This is a genomic window from Pseudarthrobacter oxydans, assembly GCF_013314975.1.
Lineage (GTDB): Bacteria > Actinomycetota > Actinomycetes > Actinomycetales > Micrococcaceae > Arthrobacter > Arthrobacter oxydans.
This window is the reverse complement of record NZ_JABTYH010000020.1, coordinates 39267-65471: the sequence shown is the minus strand read 5'-3', so window position 1 is coordinate 65471 and position 26205 is coordinate 39267. Positions and strand designations below refer to the sequence as shown.

Annotated in this window: 24 protein-coding genes, 6 tRNA genes and 1 riboswitch; of the genes, 11 read left to right on the top strand and 19 right to left on the bottom strand. The window is 67.8% G+C overall.

The window, feature by feature from the left end:
- The first annotated feature begins 97 nt into the window (after positions 1-97).
- From HTS88_RS13845 to HTS88_RS13835, 3 genes are read left to right on the top strand one after another with little or no spacing between them, the layout of a single operon-like run.
- Positions 98-913 (top strand): ECF transporter S component, encoded by an 816-nt coding sequence (locus HTS88_RS13845; RefSeq protein ID WP_174179305.1) that lies wholly within the window; start codon positions 98-100, stop codon positions 911-913.
- An 11-nt stretch (positions 914-924) separates the two neighbouring features.
- Positions 925-1668, top strand: coding sequence for an energy-coupling factor transporter transmembrane component T (locus HTS88_RS13840; protein WP_174179303.1), 744 nt, complete (start codon positions 925-927; stop codon positions 1666-1668).
- A 3-nt stretch (positions 1669-1671) separates the two neighbouring features.
- Positions 1672-3258: an ABC transporter ATP-binding protein gene (locus HTS88_RS13835; RefSeq protein ID WP_174179301.1), complete on the top strand. Its 1587-nt coding sequence runs from the start codon at positions 1672-1674 to the stop codon at positions 3256-3258.
- Here the strand turns inward: HTS88_RS13835 and HTS88_RS13830 are convergent, their stop codons facing one another.
- The 9 genes from HTS88_RS13830 to HTS88_RS13790 all read right to left on the bottom strand — a co-directional run bounded on the left by HTS88_RS13830 (position 3259) and on the right by HTS88_RS13790 (position 13603).
- Positions 3259-5418, bottom strand: a complete 2160-nt coding sequence (locus tag HTS88_RS13830) for a 3-hydroxyacyl-CoA dehydrogenase NAD-binding domain-containing protein (RefSeq protein WP_174179299.1) — start codon at positions 5416-5418, stop codon at positions 3259-3261.
- Positions 5415-6692 carry a thiolase family protein gene (locus tag HTS88_RS13825; RefSeq protein ID WP_343044970.1) on the bottom strand — a complete coding sequence of 426 codons (1278 nt, stop codon included), beginning with the start codon at positions 6690-6692 and terminating at the stop codon, positions 5415-5417. Before HTS88_RS13825 ends, HTS88_RS13830 begins: the two co-directional genes overlap by 4 nt.
- A gap of 375 nt (positions 6693-7067) precedes the next feature.
- On the bottom strand, positions 7068-8402 hold the full coding sequence (locus HTS88_RS13820; RefSeq protein WP_174179297.1) for an HRDC domain-containing protein: 1335 nt from the start codon (positions 8400-8402) through the stop codon (positions 7068-7070).
- A 115-nt stretch (positions 8403-8517) separates the two neighbouring features.
- Positions 8518-9168 carry a DUF3000 domain-containing protein gene (locus tag HTS88_RS13815; protein ID WP_174179295.1) on the bottom strand — a complete coding sequence of 217 codons (651 nt, stop codon included), beginning with the start codon at positions 9166-9168 and terminating at the stop codon, positions 8518-8520.
- 75 nt (positions 9169-9243) lie between these two features.
- Entirely contained in the window at positions 9244-10329 is a 1086-nt protein-coding gene (locus HTS88_RS13810; protein ID WP_174179334.1) for a threonine aldolase family protein, read from the bottom strand.
- Between the two features lie 30 nt (positions 10330-10359).
- Complete coding sequence (locus tag HTS88_RS13805; RefSeq protein ID WP_174179293.1) at positions 10360-11079, bottom strand: SDR family oxidoreductase; 720 nt, start codon at positions 11077-11079, stop codon at positions 10360-10362.
- Positions 11076-12443: a DUF6421 family protein gene (locus HTS88_RS13800; protein WP_174179291.1), complete on the bottom strand. Its 1368-nt coding sequence runs from the start codon at positions 12441-12443 to the stop codon at positions 11076-11078. The genes HTS88_RS13805 and HTS88_RS13800 overlap by 4 nt, the downstream gene beginning before the upstream one ends.
- Positions 12444-12587: 144 nt before the next feature.
- A complete protein-coding gene (gene msrB / locus HTS88_RS13795; protein WP_174179289.1) occupies positions 12588-13097 on the bottom strand; it encodes a peptide-methionine (R)-S-oxide reductase MsrB in 510 nt (169 codons plus the stop codon).
- Positions 13098-13111: 14 nt separating this feature from the next.
- A complete protein-coding gene (locus tag HTS88_RS13790) occupies positions 13112-13603 on the bottom strand; it encodes a hypothetical protein (protein WP_174179287.1) in 492 nt (163 codons plus the stop codon).
- 124 nt (positions 13604-13727) lie between these two features.
- On the opposite strand from HTS88_RS13790, the gene HTS88_RS13785 reads away from it, so the two are divergent.
- Positions 13728-15002, top strand: a complete 1275-nt coding sequence (locus HTS88_RS13785) for an alpha/beta hydrolase family protein (RefSeq protein WP_174179285.1) — start codon at positions 13728-13730, stop codon at positions 15000-15002.
- Positions 15003-15008: 6 nt separating this feature from the next.
- Here the strand turns inward: HTS88_RS13785 and ybaK are convergent, their stop codons facing one another.
- The 3 genes from ybaK to HTS88_RS13770 are packed head-to-tail and all read right to left on the bottom strand — an operon-like array spanning position 15009 to position 16947.
- On the bottom strand, positions 15009-15506 hold the full coding sequence (gene ybaK / locus HTS88_RS13780; protein WP_174179283.1) for a Cys-tRNA(Pro) deacylase: 498 nt from the start codon (positions 15504-15506) through the stop codon (positions 15009-15011).
- Between the two features lie 20 nt (positions 15507-15526).
- Positions 15527-15985, bottom strand: a complete 459-nt coding sequence (locus HTS88_RS13775; RefSeq protein ID WP_174179281.1) for a SufE family protein — start codon at positions 15983-15985, stop codon at positions 15527-15529.
- A 38-nt stretch (positions 15986-16023) separates the two neighbouring features.
- Positions 16024-16947: a sulfurtransferase gene (locus tag HTS88_RS13770; RefSeq protein WP_174179279.1), complete on the bottom strand. Its 924-nt coding sequence runs from the start codon at positions 16945-16947 to the stop codon at positions 16024-16026.
- Between the two features lie 260 nt (positions 16948-17207).
- Here HTS88_RS13770 and zapE point away from each other — a divergent pair, with 260 nt between their 5' ends.
- Entirely contained in the window at positions 17208-18245 is a 1038-nt protein-coding gene (zapE, locus tag HTS88_RS13765; protein WP_174179277.1) for a cell division protein ZapE, read from the top strand.
- A gap of 16 nt (positions 18246-18261) precedes the next feature.
- On the opposite strand, the gene HTS88_RS13760 is transcribed toward zapE, so the two are convergent.
- The 7 genes from HTS88_RS13760 to HTS88_RS13730 form a co-directional block, all read right to left on the bottom strand.
- The gene (locus HTS88_RS13760) at positions 18262-19485 is read right to left on the bottom strand and encodes a benzoate/H(+) symporter BenE family transporter (RefSeq protein WP_174179275.1); all 1224 of its coding nucleotides are present in this window, start codon (positions 19483-19485) and stop codon (positions 18262-18264) included.
- A gap of 153 nt (positions 19486-19638) precedes the next feature.
- A complete protein-coding gene (locus HTS88_RS13755) occupies positions 19639-19902 on the bottom strand; it encodes an antitoxin (protein WP_174179273.1) in 264 nt (87 codons plus the stop codon).
- Positions 19903-20126: 224 nt separating this feature from the next.
- Positions 20127-20198: transfer RNA gene (locus HTS88_RS13750), tRNA-Val, on the bottom strand.
- 41 nt (positions 20199-20239) lie between these two features.
- Positions 20240-20312, bottom strand: a tRNA-Gly gene (locus tag HTS88_RS13745).
- A 59-nt stretch (positions 20313-20371) separates the two neighbouring features.
- A tRNA-Val gene (locus HTS88_RS13740) sits at positions 20372-20446 on the bottom strand.
- Between the two features lie 41 nt (positions 20447-20487).
- Positions 20488-20558 (bottom strand) — tRNA-Cys (locus HTS88_RS13735).
- A gap of 47 nt (positions 20559-20605) precedes the next feature.
- Positions 20606-20678, bottom strand: a tRNA-Gly gene (locus HTS88_RS13730).
- Positions 20679-20985: 307 nt separating this feature from the next.
- Between HTS88_RS13730 and HTS88_RS13725 the strand changes: the two genes are divergently transcribed.
- From HTS88_RS13725 to rpe, 6 genes are all read left to right on the top strand, one after another.
- Positions 20986-21057, top strand: a tRNA-Val gene (locus HTS88_RS13725).
- 101 nt (positions 21058-21158) lie between these two features.
- Positions 21159-22019: a cytochrome gene (locus HTS88_RS13720; RefSeq protein WP_174179271.1), complete on the top strand. Its 861-nt coding sequence runs from the start codon at positions 21159-21161 to the stop codon at positions 22017-22019.
- Positions 22020-22100: 81 nt separating this feature from the next.
- Positions 22101-22700 carry a peptide deformylase gene (gene def / locus HTS88_RS13715; protein WP_174179269.1) on the top strand — a complete coding sequence of 200 codons (600 nt, stop codon included), beginning with the start codon at positions 22101-22103 and terminating at the stop codon, positions 22698-22700.
- On the top strand, positions 22697-23617 hold the full coding sequence (fmt, locus tag HTS88_RS13710; protein ID WP_174179267.1) for a methionyl-tRNA formyltransferase: 921 nt from the start codon (positions 22697-22699) through the stop codon (positions 23615-23617). The genes def and fmt overlap by 4 nt, the downstream gene beginning before the upstream one ends.
- A complete protein-coding gene (locus HTS88_RS13705) occupies positions 23614-25185 on the top strand; it encodes an RsmB/NOP family class I SAM-dependent RNA methyltransferase (RefSeq protein WP_174179265.1) in 1572 nt (523 codons plus the stop codon). Before fmt ends, HTS88_RS13705 begins: the two co-directional genes overlap by 4 nt.
- Positions 25186-25222: 37 nt before the next feature.
- Positions 25223-25903 carry a ribulose-phosphate 3-epimerase gene (gene rpe / locus HTS88_RS13700; RefSeq protein ID WP_174179264.1) on the top strand — a complete coding sequence of 227 codons (681 nt, stop codon included), beginning with the start codon at positions 25223-25225 and terminating at the stop codon, positions 25901-25903.
- 39 nt (positions 25904-25942) lie between these two features.
- Positions 25943-26092, top strand: a riboswitch (FMN riboswitch).
- Positions 26093-26205: the final 113 nt, after the last annotated feature.

Sequence of the window (26205 nt, the reverse complement as noted above, 5' to 3'; positions counted from 1 at the left end):
ACAGGCGCAGCAGCCTGCCGCCAGCTGCCGAGGTGACATACGCAGCGTTCCACCGGCCCGGACTCCCGGGCCTCCACGCGCACCCTGAAGGAACTCCATGTCGCCCTCCCTGACGATGCCCGCCCCGGCACCGGCCGCCGCCCGCAAACGCCGCCTGCTGGAAATCCTTGGCGCGGTGGCCATCGCCGCCACCTACATCTACCTTGTGCTCAACCAGCCGGCTGACATCACCGGCGGGCCCGGCAGCGCGTCCGCCCTCATTGCCCTCTCCGGCTTCCTGGCGGGTGCCATCCTGCTGATCGTCGCCGTCCTCCCGGCGTTGCCGGCCTCCTCCGTGGTGCTGATCCCCGTCGCCCTGGTGCTGAACATCGTGCTCGGTCAGTTCGTGGGCAGCACCCTGGTCCCGTTCTACCTCGATGCGATCGGCACGGTCCTCATCGCCGTGCTGGCAGGACCGGCTGCAGGCGCCGCCACCGGAGCGCTCAGCAGCATTGTCTGGTCCTTCTTCAACCCCACGGTGCTGCCCTTCGCAGCCGGCGCCGCACTGATCGGCTGCCTGGCGGGACTCGCCGCGCGCCACGGCATGTTCCGACGCTTCTACCTCGCCCCCGTTGCAGGCTTCGTCACCGGGATCATTGGGGGAGTGGTGTCCGCGCCGGTGGCGGCCTTCGTCTTCGGCGGCACCTCCGGCGTGGCCACCGGTGCCATCGTCAGCGCCTTCCGGTCCATGGGGGACACCCTGCTGGCCGCCATTACCAAGCAGGCGCTCATCTCCGATCCCATGGACAAGGCGATCGTCTTCACCGTGGTGGCAGTCCTGGCCTACGCCCTTCCCCGCCGTGCGCGCCTGCAGTTCCCGTTTGTCCGCCGGCACCGCGTGCTGGCCGGAACCACACCCGGACAGGACTCCTGACCACCCTGCCCATGCGCCTCCACCCGCTGACCTCCCTGGCAGCCGCCGGCAGCACGGCAGTGATAACGACGGCGGCAGCCAGCCTGCCGCTGTCCCTCGCCGTCATGGGTGCTGCCGTGGCCCTCTCGGCCCGGAGCGGCACGGCACGGAGGCTGCTGCCCGCGGCAGCGGCAGTGCTGCTCCCGCTGGGCTTGTCGCTGCTGGTCATGCACGGGCTGTTCTTCCCCGAGGGGCGGACAGTCCTGGCCCAATGGGGAATGGCACGCGTCACCGCGGAGGGGCTTGCCTTCGCCCTGGAAAGGGCAGCGCAGCTGGGGGCGGTGGTCCTTGCCCTTTTGGTGTTCTCCTTCAGCGTCAGCGTGCCGGACCTGGTGGCGGTGCTGTCCTCGCGCGGTCTCCACGGACGGTTCGCGTTCGTGCTGGCCTCCACCTTGACCCTGCTGCCGGCCATCACCTCCCGCGTGGAACGGATCCGGCAGGCACAGGAATCCCGCGGACTGGTGGTCCGCCGCGGACTGCTGCACCGCGCGGCCGCGTTCCGGCTCCAGGCAGTGCCCTTGGTCCTATCCCTGATCGAGGATGCCGGCACCCGGACAGCGGCCCTCGAAGCGCGGGGCTTCAGCAATCCCGGGCCCCGGACCAGCTACCGGGCCGTTCCGGATCCGCGGGGCCAGCGCGTGCTCCGGGCCGCCCTGCTGGCCGCCGCAGCAGCCGCGGTCGCGGCGCGGCTGCTGCTCACCCAGGCAGGAAGCTGAGCCATGTCCGCCGCGCCGCACTCAACGGAATCCCTGCCGGTACTGTCAGCCGGCATCCGGAGCTTCACCTACCACGGGGACGGGCTCCCCGTGCTGGAGGGAATTGATCTCGACCTCGCTCCGGGAACCTTGACTGCCGTCCTCGGGGCCTCCGGAAGCGGCAAGTCCACCCTGGGCCGGCTGCTGTCCGGATGGCTTCCGCCCGGAACCGGAGGCACCCTCCGCGGCTTCCTTGAACTCGCGGGCACGCGCCTGGAGTTCGGCGCTGGCGGCGACCCGCGGATCAACCCCGCGGAATGGGGCCGCCACGTTGGCTTCGTTCCCCAGGACCCCGCCGCCGTCCTGTCCACGGTGCGGGCAACTGTGGCGGAAGAACTCGCGTTCGGGCTGGAAAACGCGGCAGTGGAGCCGCAGGCCATGAAAGCCGCGGCGGAGCACACTGCAGCCCTCCTCGGGCTCACGGAGTTCCTGGAACGGGATCCGGGCTCGCTTTCCGGCGGGCAAATGCGCCGCCTCGCCATCGGCTGCGCCATTATCGCCGGGCCGCGGGTGCTGATCATGGATGAGCCCTTTGCGTCGCTGGACACTGCGGGAACTGCCGGGCTGGCACGCCTGCTGCAGGGCCTCGTGAGGCTCGGAACCGCCGTCGTGGTTCTCAGCCAGGTGGTCGACGCGCCGCTCCTGGCCGCCGGAACCTGGGTTGTCCTGGAGAACGGCAGCGTCACTGGAAGCGGCACCCCGGCCGGGCTGCAGGCCGGCTCCGGGCTGCTGCCGCCCGGAATTCGGGCCTCCGGCGGCGCGCCTGCACCGGCCGTGGACCATGCCGGGGCGGCACACGCGGACCGTCTGCTGCCACGCGGCGGCGCCGGTGTCCCTGCGCTGGAACTCCGCGGGGTCTGCTTCGGCTACGGCACCAGGGGCAACGCAGCAAACGGCAGGACAACCTGGCGCCGGATCCGGGGCGGAAGCACTGCAGCCCATGCCTCCGCTCAGGTGCTTCAAGGCATCAGCCTGCGCGTCCGGCGCGGCGAGATCGTGGCGGTGACCGGCCCCAACGGAGCAGGAAAATCAACGCTGCTGCGCCATGTCAACGGTCTCCTGCGGCCCACCGCCGGCCGCGTGCTGGTCAACGGCAGGGACATTGCAGGGGAGCCGGCCGGCGAGGCGGCACGTTCCGTGGGACTGCTGTTCCAGCAGCCCCGGGACCAGCTGTTCGAGCGGACCGCCCTCCGCGAAGTGCGTTTCGGCCTGGACCGCCTGTTCCACCCCGACGAGGCCGCCGGCCGTGCCCTGGAGGCGCTGTCCGCCGTCGGCCTTGCGGGGGCGTCCGACGCGCACCCCGCCGAACTTCCCGCATCAGGCCAGCGCCTCCTCGCCCTGGCCACGGTGCTTGCCCGCAAACCGGCAGTCCTCGCCCTGGACGAACCCACCGTGGCGATGGACGGCGGCGGCCTTGCCCTGCTGGATGCTGCGGTGCGTTCCGCGGCAGGGGAGGGCGCCGCCGTCGTGCTGGTCACGCATGACCTTGACTATGCGCGGGCCGTGGCGCACCGCGTGGTGACGCTCGACGGCGGCCGGCTGGACGGCTAATCAGGCAGGGCGCGATGCCACTCCCGGCGGCAGGAAGCGCCGTCCGTTGACGCGCTCTGAGGCACCTACCCTGTCGAGGTAGGGGGTGATGCCGCCCAGGAACATGGGCCAGCCCGCGCCCAGGATCATGCAGAGGTCGATGTCCTCGGGAGCGGCAACCACACCCTCGGCGAGCATGAGGCCGATTTCCTCCGCCAGGGCATCCTGCGTGCGCCGCAGCACCTGCTCCGACGTTGAAGGGGAGGTGCCGAAGGACATCAGCGCCAGCGTGGACTCCGGGATTTCCTGCGAACCGTCCGGTCCTGTTGCCCACAGGCTCTTCACGCCGTTGTCGATGAGCTTCTGCAGGTTGGCAGACACGGCGAAGCGTTCGCCGAAGGCAGCGTGCAGCGACTCCTGGACGTGCTGGGCTACGGGGAGCCCCACCATGGCGCCGAGGGTGAAGGGCGTCATGGGCAGGCCCATGGGCCGCAGGGCGTTGTCCGCCACCTCAGCGGGGGTGCCCTCGTCAAACGCTGCCGTCACCTCTCCCATCAGCCGGAGCAGGATGCGGTTGACCACGAACGCGGCGGCGTCCTTGACCAGCACAGCCGTCTTTCTCAGTCCCTTGGCCAGCTCGAAGGCGGTTGCGAGCACGGCGTCGTCTGTCCTGGGGGCGCGGACGATTTCCAGCAGCGGCATCACGGCCACCGGGTTGAAGAAGTGGAAGCCCACGACGCGCCCGGGGTGCTGCAGGTCCTCCGCCATGGCAGTGACGGACAGTGACGAGGTGTTCGTGGCCAGGATGCAGTCGGGTGAGACGATAGCCTCGAGTTCCGCAAAAACCTGCTTCTTGACGTTCAGCTCTTCGAAGACGGCTTCGATCACAAAGTCGGCGTCAGCGAAAGCGTCCTTGGACACAGACCCCGTCACCAGGGCCTTGGTCCGGTTGGCAGCGTCCTGGCTGATGCGCTTCCTGTCCAGCAGCTTGTCCACCTCGGCATGGACATAGCCCACGCCCTTGTCCACCCGGGCCTGGTCGATGTCCGTCATCACCACGGGGACCTTGAGCTGGCGGGCAAAGAGGAGTGCCAGCTGGCTGGCCATCAGGCCCGCGCCAACAACGCCCACCTTCGTGACAGGACGGGCGAGCTTGCGGTCCGGGGCGCCTGCGGGGCGCTTGGAGCGCTTCTGGACGAGGTCCAGGAACGCGTACACGGTGGCACGGAACTCGTCGGTCTGCATGAGGTCGGCGAGGGTTTCGCATTCGAGGGCAGCGGATTCCGCCTGGGTCATGGTGCGGTTTGCCTCGAGGATGTCCAGGACCTTCCCCGGCGCCGGCGCCGCATTGGACGTCTTCGCGTCAACGAAGGCCCGGCCGGCCTTGACGGCAGCATCCCACTGTGCAGCGGTCGCCGCATCGGCGGGATCGACGGCGTTTGCCCTTTCCGGAACCACGGCGCCGGAAATGACGCCGGCCGCCCACGCAAGGGACTGCTCCAGGAAATCTGCCGGCTCGAACAGGGCGTCCGCGATGCCGAGGCCGAACGCCTGGGCCCCGGTCAGGGTCTTGTTGTTGCTAAGCGGGTTTTCAATCATTACCTTCACGGCGTTTTCCGGGCCGATGAGGCGCGGCAGGATGTACACGCCGCCCCAGCCCGGGACCAGGCCCAGGACGGCCTCCGGCAGCGCAAGTGCGCCCGCCCCGGTGGAGACCGTGCGGTAGGTGGACTGGAGGGCAATCTCCAGCCCTCCGCCCAGTGCCGCGCCGTTGATGAACGCGAAGCTGGGGACGCCCAGGCCGGCCAGCGTGCTGTACACGTCGTGGCCCAACTGCGCCATCCACAGCCCGTGCTCGCGCTGGTCCAGGTTCTTGACGGCGGACAGGTCGGCGCCCGCCACCAGGTAGTAGGGCTTGCCGGTTATTCCGACGCCGACGATCTCACCCCGGTCAGCGCGTTCCCGCAGACCTTCCAGGACCTTGCCGAGCTCCACGAGCGTGTTGGGCCCCAGAGTGGTGGGCTTGGAATGGTCCAGGCCGTTGTCCAAGGTGATGAGGGCGAACGTGCCCGGGCTTTGCTTCCCGGCCGGTGCGGGCAGTTCGATGTCCTGGACGTAGGAATGCGTCACTGTTTCGTTGGGGAACAGGTCGGCAAGTCGGGTGAAATCTTCGGCGCTCATGCGGCTCCTTCGGAAACGGTGTGGGTGGTGGAGTTTGCCGGCCGGGCTCCGCTGTAGTCGGCGTGGTGGGGGTTTTCCCAGACCACCGTGGCGCCCATGCCAAGGCCAACACACATGGTGGTGATGCCGTACCGGACGGAAGGGTCCTCCTCGAACTGCCGGGCCAGCTGGGTCATCAGCCGCACGCCGGAGGAGGCCAGCGGGTGGCCCACCGCGATGGCGCCACCGTAGCGGTTGACCCGGGGGTCGTCGTCGGCAATGCCAAAGTGCTCCAGGAAGCTCAGTACCTGGACGGCAAAAGCTTCGTTGATCTCAAAGAGGCCGATGTCCCCGATAGCCAGCCCTGCGTTCTTCAGGGCCTTCTCGGTGGCCGGCACCGGGCCGATGCCCATGACTTCCGGTTCAACGCCCGCGTAGGCGTAGCTGACCAGGCGCATCCTGACCGGCAGTCCAAGCTCCGCCGCCGCGTCGGACGATGCCAGGACAGCGGCGGTTGCGCCGTCGTTCAGGCCCGCGGCGTTACCCGCAGTGACCCGCCCGTGCGCCCGGAACGGGGTGCGGAGGCCGGCGAGGTCAGCCAGGGAGGTGCCGGGCCGCGGCGGCTCGTCCACGGTATGGAGCGTCCAGCCCTGGCCGGGCTTCATGGCTGCCACCGGAACCAGGTCCGGCTGGATGCGGCCGTCGCGGCGGGCGGCCTCATATTTGTCCTGGGAGGCTACGGCATACGCGTCCGTGCGTTCCTTGGTGATGGACGGGAAGCGGTCGTGCAGGTTCTCTGCGGTGTTCCCCATATTGAGGGCGGCGGGGTCCACCAGCCGCTCGGACATGAAACGCGGATTCGGATCAGCGCCTGAACCCATGGGGTGGTTGCCCATATGCTCCACGCCCCCTGCCACCGCCACGTCATAGGCTCCGAAACTGATTCCGCCGGCCACAGCCGTCACCGCAGTCATGGCCCCTGCGCACATCCGGTCGATTGCGAAGCCGGGGACCGTCCTGGGCAGGCCGGCCAGCAGCGCGGCGGTCCGGCCCAGGGTAAGGCCCTGGTCTCCGGTCTGGGTGGTGGCAGCGATCGCCACCTCATCAATCCGTTCCGGCGGCAACGAGGGGTTGCGGCGCAGCAGTTCGCGGATGCATTTCACCATCAAGTCATCAGCCCGGGTGCCCGCGTAGATGCCCTTTTCCCCGGCCCTGCCGAACGGTGTGCGGAGGCCGTCCACAAAGACGACGTCCCGGACAGTGCGCATGGATGCGCCGCTTTCCTGGTGGCTCACGTATAACTCCTCATCGAGACGTAGGCGCCGGATGCATGCCGGGATGCGGCAGCCAGCCTGGCGGCAATACCTTCGATGTTACTCGTGAGTAACTTAGCCCGCAAGGCCCCCGTTTTGATGGGGACGCTCTCTCACTTAATGCATCGTATTGGCAAACGCTCTCTCACTTTGATCCTCAAGTACAGCGAGAGAGCGCCGCCAAAAAGCGCATCGAGTGAGAGAGCGTTGGGGTTGGACACGCATCGAGTGAGAGAGCGTTTGGGTTGGACCGGCATCGAGTGAGAGAGCGTTTGGGTTGGACCGGCATTGAGTGAGAGAGCGTTTGGGTTGGACCGGCATTGAGTGAGAGAGCGTTTGGGGAGTTGTTGGCTGCGGCTACTGGCCGGCCGGGGCTGCGTCCGCTTTGGGTTCCTTGGCGGGCAGCGGCTGGGGGTGCAGGAACGCGTCGGAGATGAGGGGGGCGGCCAGTTCCACCTGCCAGTCCCGTGCCCCCAGTGCGCGCAGTTCCGCGGCAATCGCGTCCTCGCTGACATCCGCCGGTGGCCGCCAGGCCACCCGCCGCAGGTAGTCAGGGGTCAGCAGGTTCTCCAGCGGCAGGTTCAACTCCTCGGCCCGCGCCTGCAGCAGCGGCCGGGCGGTGGCCAGCCGGGCAGCTGCAGCCGGATCGCGGTCGGCCCACACGCGCGGCGGGGGTGGCGCATTGGTGGGCAGGTGCAGCGGCGGGAGCTCATCCAGGTCCCGGGCTGCAGCGATGCACCGCAGCCAGCGGGGAGCCTCCCGCTGGGCAGCCCGGCCGTGGAAGCCCTTGGTCCCCAGCAGTTGCGGCACCGTGGACGGCATCGCCTTGGCTGCGGCCACCAGGGCAGAGTCCGGGATCAGCCTCCCGGGCGCAACGTCCCGCTTCTGCGCCAGGGAGTCCCGCTCCAGCCACAGCTCCCGCACGGCAGCAAGCTGCCGGCGGTCCCGGATCTGGTGGAGCCCTGAAGTCTTCCGCCAGGGATCGACGCGGGCCGGCGGCAGTCCTGCGGCCAGGATCGCAGCGAACTCCTGCTCGGCGTACTCCAGCTTGCCGTCGGCCTCCAGGAGTTCGATCAGCTCCTCCCGTAGTTCCGTCAGGACCTCAACGTCCAGTGCGGCATACCGCAGCCAGGGTTCGGGCAGGGGGCGGGTGGACCAGTCGGCGGCCGAATGCTCCTTGGCCAGCCCGAAGCCCAGCAGCTGTTCGATGACGGCCGCGAGTCCCACACGGGGGAGGCCGGCGAGCCGTGCCGCGAGTTCGGTATCAAAGAGTTTGTCCGGCCACATGCCCAGTTCGGAGAGGCAGGGCAGGTCCTGGCTTGCGGCGTGCAGGATCCACTCGACGCCGCGCAGGGCGTCATTGATGATGTCCAGGTTCCCAAAGGGCTCGGGGTCGATCAGCCAGGTACCGGCGCCTTCACGCCGGATCTGGACCAGGAAAGCGCGCTGCCCGTACCGGAAACCGGAAGCACGCTCAGCGTCAACCCCAGCCGGCCCCGTTCCTGCCGCTATGGCCGCAGCGCAGCGCTCCAGGCCGGACTGCGTTTCGATCACCAGCGGAACACCGTCCCGTGGTGCCGCAAGTTCGACGATTTCGGGGACGGGGCTGTCAAAGCCTTCCACCGTGATGTGGGGTGCGGTATCAGCAGCCGGGACGCCGGCCGTGGTGTTATCCGGAATGTTAGGGGTCATGATGCCCTTAGTTTACCGGCCGGCCGGTCCGCGCCTGCGTGCGGGACATCGTGCGGGCCTGCAAAGTGCTGCCTTCCGTCCCCGGGCGCCCTTTGTGCGCCACCGGCCAGGGCCCTCAGTTCCGCCGCCGGTGCGTCAGCGGCGTGACGCCGTCCGGCAGGGGCGGCAGTCCGGCGAACGTGCAGACCATATCCGACCACGCCTCGAGGTGGGCCCTGACATCGGATGTGGCTGGCGTCCAGGAGGCACGGAGTTCAATATCAATGGAACCAGGACGCTCCGAGAGGGTGCCGAAGCTTTCGGAGAGGACGCGCGTGGCCGTACCGCCCGCTGCCCGGTACGGTGCCTTGTGGTTTTCCAGTGCCTCCACGAGCCAGGTCCAGGCGACTGTTCCGAGCATCTCATCGTTGCCCATCTCGGGCTCCAGTTCCGCGCGGATATAGGTGACGATGCGGAACTCCCCGCCCCAGACCTCCGACCCGTCCGGGTCGTGCAGGAGGATGAAGCGGCCCGTTGCCAGTTCCGTGCCGCCGTCGTCTTCCGTTCCCGACGCGGCGGCCAGTGCCATGGCAGCCGGGCCGTGGAGCGGCGTTCCGGCCGTGCCGGCGCCGGGAGCATAAACCTCGGCACCGAGGGCCACGGCAAATGGCGCCAGGCGGGCAGGCGCCGGAATCTCCGCCAGGCGGAGCTCCCGGCGGCACTGGGCTTTCCTGAGGGTTCCCAAGGCGTGGAGAAACTCCGGGGGAACCTGGTCAAGTGCGTTCACCTTCGCAGGTTACGCAACCGGGCCGGGCCGGGCGGGTAGGCTCGCCGCCCGCCCCCTGCCCTGGTGCCCGCAGCGTCATCCCTCACGCTGCCGGAGTTCCCGGCGGATGGCGGCAGCAAAGGTATCCACGTCTTCCTCGGTGGTGTCAAAGGAACACATCCAGCGGACCTCCCTGGCAGCCTCATTCCAGTCGTAGAAGCGGAAGGACGTGCGCAGCCTGTCAGCCACGCCTTCGGGGAGGATGGCGAACACGCCATTGGACTCGGTCTTCTGGGTGGGCTGGACGCCGTCGATGGTGTCGACGGCGGCGCGGAGCCGGGCGGCCATGGCGTTGGCGTGGGCGGCGGAGCGCAGCCACAGGTCACCCTCCAGGAGCGCGATGAACTGCGCGGACATGAAGCGCATCTTGGACGCCAGCTGCATGTTCATCTTGCGCAGGTACACGAGCCCGTGCGCGGCTTCCGGGTTCAGGGCCACCACCACTTCACCGAAGAGCAGGCCGTTCTTGGTTCCGCCGAAGGACAGGATGTCCACGCCGGCGTCGCGGGTGAAGGCGCGCAGCGGAACCTGGAGGTGGGCCGCGGCGTTGGCCAGCCTGGCACCGTCCATGTGGAGCTTCATGCCCCGGGCATGGACGTGGTCGGCGATGGCGCGGACCTCCTCCGGCGTGTAGCAGGTGCCAAGCTCGGTGGTCTGGGTAATGGAGACGGCGAGCGGCTGGGCACGGTGCTCGTCACCCCAGCCCCACGCCTCCCGGTCAATGAGCTCGGGCGTGAGCTTGCCGTCGGGCGTCGGAACGTGCAGCAGCTTGATGCCGCCGACGCGCTCGGGGGCGCCGTTTTCGTCCATGTTGATGTGGGCCGTTGAGGCACAGACCACCGCCCCCCAGCGGGGGAGCAGCGACTGCAGCGAGAGGACGTTCGCGCCGGTGCCATTGAAGACCGGAAAGCACTCAATCCCGGGCCCGAAGTGCTCCTCCATCAGTTCCTGCAGCCTGGCTGTGTAGTCGTCCTCGCCGTAGGAGACCTGGTGGCCGTCGTTCGCGGCAGCCAGCGCCGCGAGGACTTCCGGGTGGACCCCGGAATAGTTGTCCGAGGCGAAGCCCCGCACGTTCGGATCGTGGAGGCGGATCCCGGCGGCGGTTTCAGCAGTTGTTGTCATGGGTTTGCTCACGCTTTCAGTCTAGGTAGGTCAGGGCGCCAGCAGCATCCGGCTGCCGTTCAGTTCCGCGGCAGGGGCCTGGAAGAGGCCGACGACGGCGCGCGCCAGGTCCCCGACGTCCGTCGCCCCCGGGAATGAACGCTCCGGGTGGCTGCGGCGCAGCCCCTCATCCACCAGGGCCTTGACCACCAGGACGACGGCGGCTGCCGTGCCGCCGTCGACCTTGCCGGCGTCCCGGCGGAAACCGTCCGCCACGGCCATGGTCCAGGCCTCCGCGGCTGCCTTCGCTGCGGCATAGCTGGCCGCCGCCGCCGAGGGCTTGGCGACGGCGGTGGAGGACACCATGGCGAAGCGGCCGTCGGGGGAGGCGGCGACGTCGTCGTAAAAAACGCGCGAGACGTTGCGGAGCGTCGTGATGGCTCCCCGCTCCAGGAAGTCCCAGTCCTCGTCCGTCTGGTCCGTGATGCCGCGCGCGCCCCGCCAGCCGCCCACCAGGTGGATCACCGCATCCATCGGCCCGGCAGCAGCGGAGACCTCGGCCCGCAGCTGGCGTACCTCCTCCATCCGTGCGAGGTCGCACACGAAGGGGGCAACGCCGTCGCCCGCCTGTTCGGCCGCGGCACTGATCCTGGCCTGGTCCGACCCCACGGTGAAGACGCGGTGGCCCGCTTCCCGGAGGGCGCGGGCCACCGCAATGCCGGACGCTCCGCTGCCGCCGGTGACCAGTACGTTCAGCCGCCGTTGTGTCACAGGGCAGAGGCTCCGGTGATGCCGGCCGTGGACTCGATGACGGGGCGCATCTTCTTCTCCAGCGCTTCGTAGAACATGGACAGCGGGAATTCGTCGTCCAGCACCTGGTCGGTGAGGCCGCGGGGCGGACCGGCCAGCGGCAGGGCCTCCGGGCCCTTCGCCCAGACGGACGCCGGGTGGGGCGTGACGGTCGCGGAAATCAGCTGGTACGCGGCCAGCCAGTGGGCAGTCTTGGGCCGGTCGATGGAGCGCCAGTACAGCTCGTCGATGCTCGCGCCGAGGGCGATGACGGCGTTGGCCACTTCGTCCCAGTCGATGGTGAGCCGGGTGTCCGTCCAGTGCAGGACCCGCTGCTGGTGCAGCCAGGCGAACAGGAGCTGGCCGCCCAGGCCGTCGTAGTTCCGGACCCGGCTGCCGGTGATCGCGAACCGGAAGATGCGGTCAAAGAGGATGGCATACTGCACCAGTTTGGCGTGGCGCCGGGCTTCGGGATCGGCGTCCTCGTCTTTTTCTATCCTTACCGATTCGCGGAACGCCGTCAGGTCGCAGCGCAGCTCTTCGAGTGAGTACAGGAAGAAGGGCATCCGCTGCTTGATCATGAACGGATCGAACGGCAGGTCCCCACGCATGTGCGTCCGGTCGTGGATCAGGTCCCACATGACAAACGTGGCCTCGGTCAGGTCCTGGTCGGCGAGCATCTCCGCTGCGCCTTCGGGCAGTTCCAGGCAGGTGGTCTCGGCTGCGGCTTTGAGGACGCGGCGGAACCTGGCCGCTTCCCGGTCCGCGAAGATGGCCCCCCAGGTGAAGGTGGGGGTCTTGCTGACGGCGACGGTCTCCGGGAACAGCACGGCGGAATTGGTGTCATAGCCGGCAGTGAAGTCCACGAAGCGGATGGGAACGAACAGCTTGTTCGAGTAGTCGCCCGCCTCGAGGCCGGCAATGAACTCCGGCCAGATCACTTCGACCAGGACTGCCTCCACCAGGCGGCTGCTGCTGCCGTTCTGCGTGTACATGGGGAAGACGACCAGGTGCTGGAGGCCGTTCCGGCGCTGCTCCTGCGGCTGGAAGGCGAGGAGGGAGGACAGGAAGTCCGGAGTGGCAAACCCGGTGCCTGCCCAGCTGGAGAAATCCGCGCACACGGCGTCCAGGTAGGCGGCGTCGTGCGGGAAGGCGGGGGCCAGGGCGCGGACGGCGCTGACGATGTCCTTCACCAGGGACGCGGCCTCGGAGTGGTGCGCGGCGTCCGGGATGGAGCCGTCCTGGACCTGGAGGGCCTGCAGGGCAGTGGCGGCGGCCTTGAGCCGCTTCCAGTCCTGGTTCTCTGCGGAAATCCCGGTGACGGCGGTGGTCAGGGTTTCGGTCATCGTCGGCTGCCTTTCTGGTTGCTTGCTACCTCATGCCGAGCGTAGCAAGCAACCAGCAGGGCTAATGCCGAAAGGGTCTTAGCCTAAGAAAGCGTTAGGCTCAGGTGCCCAATCTGCCACGGGAGGAGGCCCGCAGCTGGGGGATCAGTTCTCCGCTTCCGTTCCGCTGACCTGCGCATCCTCCTGCGGGACCAGCCGGATCGAAATGGAGTTGATGCAGTAACGCTGGTCCGTAGGGGTTCCGAAACCCTCGCCTTCGAACACATGGCCCAAATGGGAATCACACGATGCGCAGCGGACCTCCACCCGGTCCATCCCCAAGGTGCGGTCGTGGATGTAGCGGACGTTCCCCTCAGCGAGCGGGGCCCAGAAGGACGGCCATCCGCAGTGGGAATCGAACTTTTCCTTGCTGGTGAAAAGTTCTGTTCCACACGCGCGGCACTGGTAGACGCCGGCTGTGTGGGTGTCCCAGTATTCACCGGTGTACGGACGCTCGGTCCCCGCCTGGCGGAGCACATGGTATTCCTCGGGCGTGAGCTCCTCACGCCATTGGGCATCGGTCTTTTCAGCGCCCTTGCCGCCCACAGCGGATGCCGCTTCCGGAGCTGTGTCGGGGGCCTTGTGTCCGAAGATGCTGTTTCCGAAGATGCTCATAGCCTTGTCAACGCTCACGAGTCGCCAATAAATCCCGATCCCGCGTACAGGTGCAGTACGGGTACTCCCAGCTGGTCCTGTGCCTTGTTGGCCCAGTCCGTGTGGAACGTGTCTGCCACGGCGTGCGGCCGGGTAATCACTACTGCCTGCGCAGCGCCGGTCTCACGTACTTTCGAGACCAGGCCACTGACAGCGCCGCCGTCCACGACTTCCCCCGTGACGCCTGAACCCAGTCCTTCCAGGGCCGCAAGGGACACGGACAGGGTCTCGGCGGCCTTGGCACGTTCCTGGGTGGGATCCGGAGCGTGGGAGGTCAACTCCCGGAAGGCCTTGGCGATGTCCAGCAGCGAAAGGTTCTCGAGGAAGTCCACCAGCAGGTGCCGCTCGGTGTTTGCCGGCACCAGGACAACCAGGCGGGTATCCGCGCCGTCCACGAGGCGTTCGATGTTCAGGCGGTCGTCCGCCCCCAGGGGTTCTTCGGTCAGGATGACGATGGGTTCACTCATGGCCCTAGCCTAGTCCTGCAGCGCTGCCTGCGCAGTGGCAGCCGCGCCCGTCCGAAGGTGCCGGGAGGCCATGACCGCACGCGGCGGATGCGGGCATCCGTCCCGGGCCGGTAAGAATAGTTTCATGGCATCTTTCCAGCGAACCCGCCCCGCCCCCGTCCAGACCAGCCCCGATTCCGGGGGGATGTCGCTGCGGGCCAAATGGGCAATCGGCGGAGCGATCGGCGGAGGAAGCGTGGCAGGGCTCCTGGCCACGGGGTCATCGGCGCTCGCGGTGTACTTCGCGCGGCGGGTCATCACACCGGCACGGCAGCGGGCAGCAGACCAGGAGATGCTCGCGCTCATCAGGGACGGCCAGCGGCAGCAGGCGATCTTCGCCGCCTCGGACGACACCACGGTGGACGGTGTTTACGGGTTCTTCTTCGACGGCGGCAAAGGGCACGCGCGGATCGGCCGCATCGTCTCCTATTCGCCCGCCGAGCGGACCGTCCTGCGGGACGTTGAGGCGGTCTACTCCGGGGACCTCTCCACCGCCCGCCGCGGCTGGTGGAGCGGAGCTGTCCATCCGGACCCCGCCGCCGTCGGACTGCCGTATGAGGAGGTCATGATTGACGTTGACCGGGGGCAGGCCCCGGCGTGGCTTGTCCGGGCCGGCGGGACGGCCCGGACCTGGGCGGTCATGGTGCACGGACGCGGAGCCACGCGCCAGGAGGCGCTGCGCGCCGTAGGCCCCGCTTTGGAGCTGGGGCTGACCAGCCTCCTGGTGTCCTACCGCAACGACGGCCTTGCCCCCTCCGCCGACGACGGCCGGTACGGCCTGGGTTCCACGGAATGGCGTGACGTCGAGGCGGCGATCGAGTACGCACTGGCCAACGGTGCGGAAGAAATCGTGCTGTTCGGCTGGTCGATGGGCGGCGCCATCTGCCTGCAGGCGGCCGACCTTTCCCGCTGCCGGCACCTGATCCGGGCGATGGTGCTCGATGCGCCCGTCACCGACTGGGTGAACGTCCTGGCCCACCATGCACAGCTGAACAGGATTCCCTCCCTGGTGGGCCGGTATGGCCAACTCATGCTGGGGCATCCCCTGGGGAGGCGCCTCACGGGATTGTCTGCCCCGGTGGACCTGAAGGCGATGGACTGGGTGTCCCGTGCAGTGGAACTCCGCACGCCCACGCTGGTGCTGCACAGTGTCGACGACGAATACGTGCCGTACGGGCCCTCGGCCCTGCTCGCCGAGCGGAACCCGGAGATGGTGACCTTCGAGCCCTTCCACCAGGCACGGCACACCAAGGAATGGAACGTCGATCCGGAGCGGTGGGAAAGCCTGGTCAAGGCGTGGCTGCGGCAGCAGCTGGCGCCCAGGCTGAATCCGGGCGCGCTGGCCCCGGCCAGTTCCTGAGCCTGGTCAGGCGGCCGGCGTACCGATCGGTGCTGTCACTGCCTGGGTGAGGCGGACCAGGTCAGCCGGTGCCAGTTCGATGTCCAGGCCGCGCTTTCCGCCGGAGACCAGCAGGGTCTCCAGGGCCAGGGCACTTGAGTCCAGGACGGTGGGGGAGGGCTGCCGCTGGCCGAGCGGGGAGATGCCTCCCAGTACGTAGCCCGTGCGCCGTTGGGCTGCCGCCGGATCTGCCATTGCCGCTTTCTTGGCCCCGAGGGCGGTGGCCAGCGCCTTGAGGTCCAGGGTTCCGCTGACCGGGACGATGCCCACGGCCAGCCGGCCCTCCACCTCAACCATCAGCGTCTTGAAAACCCGTGAGGGATCAATGCCGAGGGCCTCGGCCGCCTCCGCCCCGTAGCTGGCGGCGGTCGGATCGTGCGTGTAGGGGTGCAGCACGAACGGAACCCCGGCCGCGGTCAGCGCCGCTGTTGCCGGGGTTCCCTGTGATGCGTTCCTGCGGGCCATAATGCTGGTCCGGGCTGCGGCTAGGAGCGCACGCCGGACGCGGCAGCGACCTTGCGCTTGATCCTTCCCAGCATGGCGGTCATGCCGCGCATGCGGAGGGGCGTGATGGCCCGGGTGAGTCCGAGGAGTTCAGGCATGTCGTCCGGGACGGAGAGGATCTCTTCCGCGGACAACCCGTCCAAGCCCTCGTGCAGCACGCCGGCGAACCCCCGCGTTGTCGGGGCCTCTGCGGGAGCCTTGAAGAACAAGCGCACGGCGCCGGCCGGGCCGCCGTCGTTCTCCGTCTCGATAGTGAGGAAGAGCGGCGACTGGCACTCCACCACCTGCTCCAGCAGCTCAGGGTGGTCCTTGAGCCGGTCCGGAAGTTCCGGCAGGCCCTCGGAGAATTCCAGCAGCAGCTGCAGCCGCTCGGGTTCGGACATGGCCTGGAAATCGTCCACGATGGCCGCGAGGGCGGAAGGCAAGGCTTGAGTAGTCATCGGTTCAAGTCTACGCAATTGCTGCGGCACGGGCCGCGTCAGGATCCGACGGCAACAGGAACAGAACCGCGCTCTGCGCCCTTGGCGATCGGCACCCGCACGGCGTTGCCCCATTCGGTCCAGGAACCGTCGTAGTTGCGGACGGAATCGAAGCCCAGGAGGTACTTGAGGGCGAACCAGGTGTGGCTGGAACGCTCACCGATGCGGCAGTACGCCACAACGTCGTCGCCTTCGGCCAGCCCGGCTTCGCCGAGGTAGAGGGCCTCAAGTTCCGCACGGCTGCGGTAGGTGCCGTCCTCTGCGGCGGCGCGCGCCCAGGGGATGGAGGCAGCCGTGGGAATGTGGCCGCCGCGGAGGGCGCCCTCCTCCGGGTACGCCGGCATGTGCGTGCGCTGGCCCGTGTATTCCTCGGGGGAGCGGACGTCGATGAGCGGCTTGCCCAGGTGGGCAAGGACGTCCTCCTTGAAGGCACGGATGGGGGCGTCGTTGCGCTCGACGACGGGGTAGTCACCCCTGGCCGGGGCCGGCTTCTCCCTGGTGAGTTCGCGCCCTTCGGCAATCCACTTGTCCCGGCCGCCGTCCAGCAGGCGCACGTCCTGGTGGCCAAAAAGCGTGAAGACCCAGAGGGCGTAGGCAGCCCACCAGTTGGATTTGTCCCCGTAGATGACCACGGTGCTGTCACGGGAGATGCCTTTCGACGCCGCCAGCTCGGCGAACGCGGCTCCGTCCACATAGTCGCGGGTGACGTCGTCGTTCAGGTCGGTGTGCCAGTCGATCTTCACGGCGCCGGGGATGTGCCCGGTTTCGTAAAGCAGCACGTCCTCATCAGATTCGACCACCACCAGCTCACCGTTGGCGACGGCGCCGCTTTCGATGGCGGCAGCGAGCCACCCGGTGGACACCAGCCGTTCCGGGTGGGCGTAGGCTGCGAACTTCTCGTTCTGTTCAACGGGGTAGGGCATGATCTTGGCCTTTCATTGAGGACACGGGGAGCCTGCTGGACCTGGCGGCGCCGGCATTGGGACCTGCTTCCACACTAGCCAGCACCCCGGCCGGTGTCCGTATTCCGTTAACAGGACGAAATGTTGCCTTCATCACGCTGCGCTGGCCGGAACCGGTGACGCAGTATGCGGGAGCAATGCGTGGCGCATCATGGGACGGAAACGGGGCGCCGCATTGCCGTATTCTTTCTGGGGACCAACCACCAGCAGAACGGACCCCCTTGGTACAGATCGAACAGCTTGCCGCCCGCACTCCGGCAGTTTCGGTGGATGAGCTCCTCAAAGGTTTCTATCCATCGCCGCGGTTCGGCCAGGTTTCCTTTTCCAGCTACCGCCCCGATCCCAAGCAGCCCAGCCAGTCTGCGGCCGTCAGGGCGCTGGAGGGGTTTGCCGACGGCGTGGGCTCCGCGGGCGGGGGAGGACTGTTCAAGAAGTTCTTCGCCAAGAAGGACGAATCCCGCGCCGGAATCTACCTCGACGGCGGGTTCGGCGTCGGCAAGACGCACCTGCTCGCCTCGCTCTGGCATGCCTCGCCCGGCCCCAAAGCTTTTGGCACCTTCGTGGAGTACACCAACCTGGTGGGTGCGCTGTCCTTCCGCAAGACGGTAGACGCGCTCAGCAGCTACAAACTTGTGTGCATCGATGAGTTCGAGCTCGACGATCCCGGCGACACCGTCCTCATGTCCCGGCTCATGCGTGAACTGGCTGACGCCGGGGTAAAGCTCGCAGCCACCTCCAACACCCTGCCCGGATCGCTGGGCGACGGCAGGTTCGCAGCCGTCGACTTCCAGCGTGAAATCCAGGTCCTCGCGGACCAGTTCGACGTCCTCCGGATCGACGGGGAAGACTTCCGGCACCGCGGACTGCCCGCAGCGCCGGCGCCCCTGAAGAACAGCGAACTGTCCTCGCACATGAAGGCGGAGTTCGATGGGAAGACGGTGGCCCAGGACGAGTTCAGCACGCTGATCCATCACCTGGCGGGCGTGCACCCCAGCCGCTACCGCCAGCTCATTGACGGCATCGACGGCGTGGTGTGGCGCAACGTCCACACCATCACCGAACAGGCCGTGGCGCTGAGGTTCGTGGTGCTTGCTGACCGGCTTTACGACAAGGATGTCCCCATCCTCGCCAGCGGTGTTCCGTTCGACCAGCTGTTCACGGAGGAAATGATGACGGGCGGCTACATGAAGAAGTACTTCCGCGCCGTTTCCAGGCTCACCGCACTGGCCCGCGAAGGCCAGAACCACGAACCGTCCTAGCGGCGGTCCGGCCCGGTCAGCCTGTTGCTCCGGGACTGCGCGGCCTTAGCACCAGGCGGACCGCCAGCCCGGCAGCGAGTGCCCAAAACGCCGACCCAATACCGGCGAAGGCAAGGCCCGAGGCCGCCATGAGGAAGGTGACGGCCGGGGCTATCCTGTCCTCCGCATCGGCCAGCGCGGCTGACACGGCACCGGCCAAGGTCCCCAGGAGTGCCAGGCCGGCCACGGCTTCGAGCATGCCGGCCGGTGCGGCCGTCACCAGGGTCACCAGCGCGGCGGAGAACGCAGCCAGCACAAGGTAGGCAAGCCCGGACGTGAAGCCGGCCACCCACCGGCGGTGCCGGTCCAGCCCTGCCTCCTCACCGGCTGCCAGGGCGGCGCTGAGCGCGGCGAGATTAATGGCGTGGGCGCCGAACGGCGCTGCTGCCGCGGTGCCCGCACCGGTCACCAGCATGGCGGGACGCCACGGGGTGTCATAGCCGAAAGACCGGAGCACTGCCACGCCGGGGACGTTCTGCGATGCCATCGTCACCACAAACAGCGGAAGCGCAATACCCGCCATGGCCTGCAGGCTGAAGGCCGGCGTGGTCCATTCAAGGGCTGGAAGGATTTCGCCCTCCCCCAGGGAGGTGCCCCCTGAGGCCAGGGAAATCCCGATAACGGCCAGGGCCGCCAGCAGGGCTGCCGGGACGGACCAGCGGGGCGCCAACTTCATCATCAGCAGCCAGCACAGGATGACCGGCGCAATGAACAGCGGGACTGTCCCCAGTGCCTTGAACGGTGCCAGGCAGAGCTGCAGCAGGACGCCGGCGAGCATGGCCTGCGCAAGGGTCGCCGGGATCCTTGCCATCAGCCGCCCCAGGGCCGGGACCAGGCCGGTCATGGCGATCAGCACCCCGGTGGCAAGGAAGGCCCCGACGGCGGCCGGCCACCCGCCGTCGACCGTTCCGGACGTTGCCAGCAGGGCAGCGCCGGGCGTGGACCAGGCGAGGGTCACCGGCACTTTGGAACGCCAGGAAAGCCAGAGCACCCCCAGGCCCACGGCCACGGTCAGTGCCAGCAGTCCGGACGCCGCCTGCGCGGGGCTGGCGCCCACTGCCCTGAGCCCGGCCAGGACCACGGCGAAGGAGGACGTGAAGCCCACCAGCGCGGTGACGATACCAGCCACAACGGGGCGGGAATCGAGCTTGTGCCGACCGGGTGACTGCTGTGCCGTGGGATATGCGGGGGACTTCGCCATAGGGGCAGGTTACCGGCCCTGTTTCGTGAAGCCTCAATCGGCCTTGGCATGCCGGCTGAACGTCCCGCTTAAACGCCAAAGGTGCAGGTGCCGCCTCCCGGCGGGACCTGCACCCCCTTGACGTGCTAGGGCAAGACCCTGGCCAAATCCTGTTTACGGAGTCCTGTCAGCCGGCGGAACCGGGTTGACGGGAGTGACCGGCGGAACCTGCTCGGCGGCAGGTGCCTGTCCCGGGGTGCCGTTCTTGTCAATGAGCTTGGAAGCGCCATCCTGGACCTTGTTGACGTGGCCCGAGTACTTGCCTCCGGTCTTGGTGTCCACAAAATCACCGGCCTTGTTGATGCCGTTCTTGATGGCCTGCTCGTTGCCGCGGATGAGACCCTGAGCCTTGCCCTTTAGATCGTCAATCAGTCCCACGAGCACCTCCCTTCAATCGCGGAGCCAGGTCGCTCCTCCGCATTCGATCCTAGCGCCGTCCGGAAGGCCTGCCAAGGAAATCAGGGGTACAAGGCGTTCGCCCGCAGCGGATGCACGCCTGCCTGCAGTGGTTGCCGTTCGTATGTCTCCGTCAAGGGCGCCGTGGATGAGGGCGCACACGGTGGCCGGGCACGAAAAAAGCAGCTCCGGGGAGCTGCTGCATGTGGGCGATACTGGGATCGAACCAGTGACCTCTTCCGTGTCAGGGAAGCGCGCTACCGCTGCGCCAATCGCCCGGAACCGGAAGACCGGCTGATGGGATCTTAAGGAACAAGAGAGCGGACGACGAGATTCGAACTCGCGACATCCACCTTGGCAAGGTGGTGCTCTACCAGCTGAGCTACGTCCGCAGATATGAAGTGCGTTCCGGCGGGGGCCGGTCGAACTGCATGAAGCAAGTTTCCTTGCTTGGTGGGCGATACTGGGATCGAACCAGTGACCTCTTCCGTGTCAGGGAAGCGCGCTACCGCTGCGCCAATCGCCCATGTCCATCCGGAGGTGATCCGGAAACCATGGTTTTCACCGAGGTGGGTACGGGATTCGAACCCGTGTATACGGCTTTGCAGGCCGCTGCCTCGCCTCTCGGCCAACCCACCGTGTAAGCGTCGGTTCCGGAGAACCGTTGCTGTGACAGTGTCCTGCGAGCGGACGACGAGATTCGAACTCGCGACATCCACCTTGGCAAGGTGGTGCTCTACCAGCTGAGCTACGTCCGCATTTTGGAGGCTGATTCCCTGCCCTTCCCGGCATTTCCTCGCGTTCCAACGAGTAAAAACAATATAGGAGGTTCAAGGATTCTCCAAATCGCCGGCGCCCCGATTGCCCTTTGTGTCCGCCCTTCCCAGCAATGGCGCGGTTTTCGCCTACTTACAGCTGTGTAATTTACGACGGCCGATGCGCGCCTGGGGTGCCCCCTTCGGCAGCGTGCCGGGCGGGCCGGCCCCCTTCCGGCCGCCTGGGGATGGGGCCGGAAGTGCCGATTTTTGAATTGGGTGCGGCGTCGGCTAGCATTCAAGTGCATCAGGGCGATTGGCGCAGTGGTAGCGCGCTTCGTTCACACCGAAGAGGTCACTGGTTCGAACCCAGTATCGCCCACCGCACAAAGGTCCGTTTCCGCGCGCAGCGGAAGCGGACCTTTTTTGTGCGCGGATCCGTGCCTGCAGATTTTGTCGGCCCCTTGTGAAAGAGTTTTTTCCATGACAGCTCCACTCCTCGCCCACGCCACCGAATACGGCCGGATGTACGCCCGCTCAACGTCGGAGCAGTTCTCGGTTCCGTCCATCACCACCGTCATCAGCCAGCAGCCGCACGGACTGGATGGCTGGTTCGGCTACATGGGCGCGAGCAGCCTGGCGAACGATCCCCTGCTGGCGGACTGCCTGGGCAGCCCTGCCAAGATCAAGCAGGCCGTCAGCCGGGCAGCCAGGGCGGCCGAAACGTACCGCGATGAAGCCGCGAAGCGCGGGGACCGGGTGCACAACTACTGCGAGCAGGTGGCGCTCCGCGCCCTGGGCCGCCCGCACGCCATGAAGGAAACCCGTGAGGCCCTGGCAGCCAACGGCGAGGAAGCCTTCGCGGTCCGCTTTGACGAGTGGTGGGAGCTGTACCGGGTGGAGCCCATCGCCCCGGAAATCACGGTCTGGAACAACGCAGTGGGATACGCGGGAACCCTGGACCTGGTGGCCCGCATCAACGGCCGCGTCTGCCTTATCGACTACAAGACCAAGGGCACCACCCGGGACGGCCTGGTCAAACCGCTCGATGACAAGGTGGTGATGCAGCTTGTCGCCGGGATGAAGGCGGAAGAGAGCCTTGTTGATCCCGTGGCCGGGACCTGGGAGCCGTGGAAGTACGGGGAGGACCCCGTCCTCCTGGCAGTGGCCATCGGGGAAACCGAAGTGCGTCCTGTGCGGGCCAATCCCGAGGTCCTCAAGCACCACTGGTGGAAGTTCTGTGCCTTGAGGCGGGTGTGGGAGCTCTCGGCGGACACCATCAGCGCCGGTGCCGCGCTGCTTCCCATCGCCCCGCCGCCGCTGGCACACGTAAAGACTGCTTAGGCGTTTGACGGCGGCGGCCCATATGACTGCGCCTAAACTGGACAGGTTCCCTTTCCCGCCAACTGTAAGGAATTACTGCGCATGGCTATCCTGAATATCCGCATCATCGGCGATCCTGTGCTGCGCACAGTGGCCGATCCCGTGACGGAATTCGGGCCGGAGCTGGCCAAACTGGTCGCGGATATGACCGAAACCATGGAGGACGTGGACGGTGCAGGCCTGGCCGCGCCCCAAGTAGGCATCAGCCAGAGGGTTTTCACCTACCGGATTGACGGCGTGGAAGGGCACATCATCAACCCCGTCCTGGAAAACAGCGAGGATTACCAGGACGACCAGGTGGAGGGCTGCCTGTCCATTCCCGGACTTGGCTTTCCCGTCCGGCGCTTCCGCTCCACCCGCATGACCGGCGTGGACATGCACGGCAACCCCGTCACGGTGGAAGGGGAAGGGATGCTCGCGCGGTGCTTCCAGCACGAGAACGACCACCTGGACGGCATCCTCTACACCGACCGGCTGGAGGGGGAAGACCGCAAGGCCGCCCTGCGGTCCATACGTAATGCCAACTACGGCTCGGTCACAGAGCGGACGGCCGCCAAGCGCGCCAAGACGGTCGGTTCCAGCTTCGGCGGCTCCCTGCCCGGCTCCAGTTTTGGTCCCGGAGCGGCCGGTAACGCCGGGTGAGGGTCCTCTTCGCGGGAACCCCCGCCGTCGCCGTCCCGTCCCTTGATGCGCTGGTGGAGGCAGGCTTCGACGTCGTCGCCGTGCTGACCCGCCCCGACGCCCCCGTGGGCCGCAAGCGCGTCCTCACGCCGTCGCCCGTTGCTGCGCGCGCCGCCGAACTCGGAATCGAGGTCATCCGCGCAGCCCGCGTTGATGCCGGGGCAACCGCCAGGATCGCTGACGTAAACCCTGATGTGGCCGCCATCGTTGCCTACGGCGGGCTGGTTCCGCCTGCCGCCCTGGCCGTTCCCCGGCATGGCTGGATCAACCTGCACTTTTCCCTGCTGCCTGCGTGGCGCGGAGCGGCGCCCGTGCAGCGCGCCGTCATGGCCGGGGACGACGTCACCGGGGCTGTGACCTTCCTGCTGGAAGAGGGGCTGGACACCGGCCCCGTCTTCGGCACCCTGACCGAGTCCGTGGGGCCCGAGGACACCGCAGGCGAACTCCTGGAAAGGCTGTCCCGCAACGGTGCGGTCCTCCTGGCCCAGACGCTGTCCGCCATTGGGGCAGGCAAGGCCTCGGCGCAGCCGCAGGCCGGCGAGGTGTCCCTGGCGCCCAAGCTGACCCTTGAGGATGGCCACCTGAAGTGGAGCCATCCCGCCCTTGCCATCAGCCGGCAGGCCCGCGGCGTCACTCCCGAACCGGGTGCGTGGACGGTGCTGGACGGGCAGAGGGTGAAACTGGAACCGGTCCGGCTGCGTCCGGACGTCACGACGCTTGCTCCGGGAGCCCTGGCTCTGCACGGCAAGAGCGTGCTGGTGGGCACAGGTTCCCACGCGGTGGAACTGACCAGGATCCAGCCGGCAGGCAAAAAGATGATGGCCGCGGCTGATTGGGCACGCGGCATGGCTTCCTTTGAAAGCGTGGTGTTCGAATGAGCGGGTCCGGCGGCAATCCAGGCGGGCGTGGGAGCGGGCAGGGCAACTCCGGGCAGGGCCGCGGCAAAGGCGGACCCCGGGACAACAGCCGCCGTAACGCCCAGGGCCGTGAACGCAACCGCGGTCCGCAGCGGAGCTTCACGGACAGCGCCCCGTCCCAGCGCACCCGACGGGCGGATCCTGCCCGTCTTGTCGCCTTCGAAGTCCTGCGCGCCGTAGCGGCGGAGGACGCCTACGCCAACCTTGTCCTGCCGGCACGGATCCGCCACCACGGGCTGGACAAGCGCGACGCCGGATTCGCCACCGAACTGACCTACGGCGCCCTGCGCGGCCAAGGCACCTACGACGCCATCCTGGCCCGCTGCGTGGACCGCCCCCTGGACCAGCTGGATCCCGCCATCCTGGATGCCCTGCGCATCGGGGCGCACCAGCTGCTCGCCATGCGCGTGCCGGCACACGCCGCCCTGGACCAAACCGTCGGGCTGGCGCGCGCCGTGATCGGGGCAGGCCCGTCTGCGCTCATCAATGCCGTGCTGCGCAAAGTTGCCGCGCACACCCTGGAGGAGTGGCTGGACGAGCTCGTGGCCGGGGAGACCGACGCAACGAAGATCGCTGCGCTCCGCTACGCCCACCCCGAATGGATCGTCCGCGCAATGCGCCAGTCACTGGTTGCACACGGGCGCTCCGCCGATGAAATCAACAACCTGCTGGAAGCGGACAACGCTGCCCCCGTGGTTAACCTGGTAGCCCTCCCGGGGCTCGGCAACCTGGACGAGGCCTTGGAACACGGCGCTACTCCGGGTGGGCTCGTCGAGGGTTCGGCTCTTTCCAGTGGCGGTGACCTGGGACGCTTCTCCTCAGTCCGGGAAGGAACCACCCGCGTCCAGGACGTTGGCTCGCAGCTGGTGGCCCGGGCCATGGCGGCCGTCGATCTTGGCGGGCCGCAGGGCGGGACAGGCGCCGGACAAGCCGAGGCATGGCTGGACCTGTGTGCCGGCCCCGGTGGGAAGGCAGCCCTGCTCGGCGCACTGGCAAAGCAGCGGGGCGCCACGCTGCTGGCCAATGAGCCCGCCCCGCACCGGGCCAAGCTGGTGAGCCAGGCCCTCTCGGCCGTGCCGGCCGAAACGTGGCAGGTCCGCACCGGTGACGGCCGAGACCTCGGCTCCGAAAGGCCCGGCTCCTTTGACCGCGTCCTGGTGGACGTTCCCTGCAGCGGGCTGGGCGCCTTGCGGCGCCGGCCCGAGTCCCGCTGGCGCCGGTCGCCCAAGGACCTGGCGGACCTCGGTCCGTTGCAGCGTGAGCTCCTCGCCTCGGCGCTGGCAGCCGTGCGGCCCGGGGGCGTGGTGGCCTACGTGACGTGTTCCCCGCACCCGGCGGAGACCACCGCAGTGGTTGCCGATGCCCTCCGCAAGCGTGACGACCTGGAGCTCCTGGACGCCGGGGCAGCACTGGACGCCGTCAGCCTTCCGGGGAAGCTGGAGGCGGGCCATGAGTCCACGGCCCAGCTCTGGCCGCATATCCATGGGACGGACGCCATGTTCCTGGCACTCATCCATAAAAAGGCCTAGGCGAAAGCGAACAACAGACCCAGTGAAAGGCAACCCCGTGACGCAATGCTGCATCAACCCGAGCATCCTCTCCGCCGACTTCGTCAACCTGGAGGCGGAACTGCAGCGCATCAGCACCGCTGACGCCGTGCACGTGGATGTCATGGACAACCACTTTGTCCCCAACCTGACCATCGGACTGCCCGTGGTGCAGCGCATCCAGGCTGTCAGCCCCATCCCCCTGGACGCGCACCTCATGATCGCCGATGCCGACCGTTGGGCGCCGGGATTTGCCGACGCCGGCCTGGCGTCGGTCACCTTCCATGCCGAGGCCTCCATCGCCCCGGTGAAGCTGGCGCGCGAACTCCGCAGCAGGGGGTCGAAGGCGGGGATGGCGCTTCGGCCCGCAACCCCTGTGGACCCGTACCTGGACATGCTCACCGAACTGGACATGCTGCTCATCATGACCGTTGAACCCGGGTTCGGGGGACAGGCCTTCCTGGACCTCACCCTGCCAAAAATCCGGCGGGCAAGGGCAGCCATCGACGGGTCCGGAGCGGACGTGGCCATCCAGGTGGACGGCGGCATCACGGAGGAAACCATCGTCAGGGCAGCCGAAGCCGGCGCCACCGTTTTTGTTGCCGGCTCCGCTGTCTACGGCGCTGACGACCCCGCCGCTGCCATTGAACGGCTCCGCATGCAGGGCGGCCGTTCGTTACGTGCGGCGTCTGCGGAATAGGCGGGAGCCCGTGACGGTTATGGCACAATAGCAACACACATACGTGCTCCGGGGTCGGTGTAAGTCCGAACCGGCGGTGACAGTCCGCGACCCGCGAGCCGGTGCCTTCCGCAAGGAAAGCCCGGCAGACGGTTGAACCGGTGAAATTCCGGTACCGACAGTTAAAGTCTGGATGAGAGAAGCACGTACAGCTGTACCTGTGGGGCCGTCCCGGTCCCGCAGCCTTCTGCTGTCGTATACCCCCGGAGCCATCGCGGTTCGAGAGGGAAGGAACGACACGGAATGAACCCCAAGCGATGGCT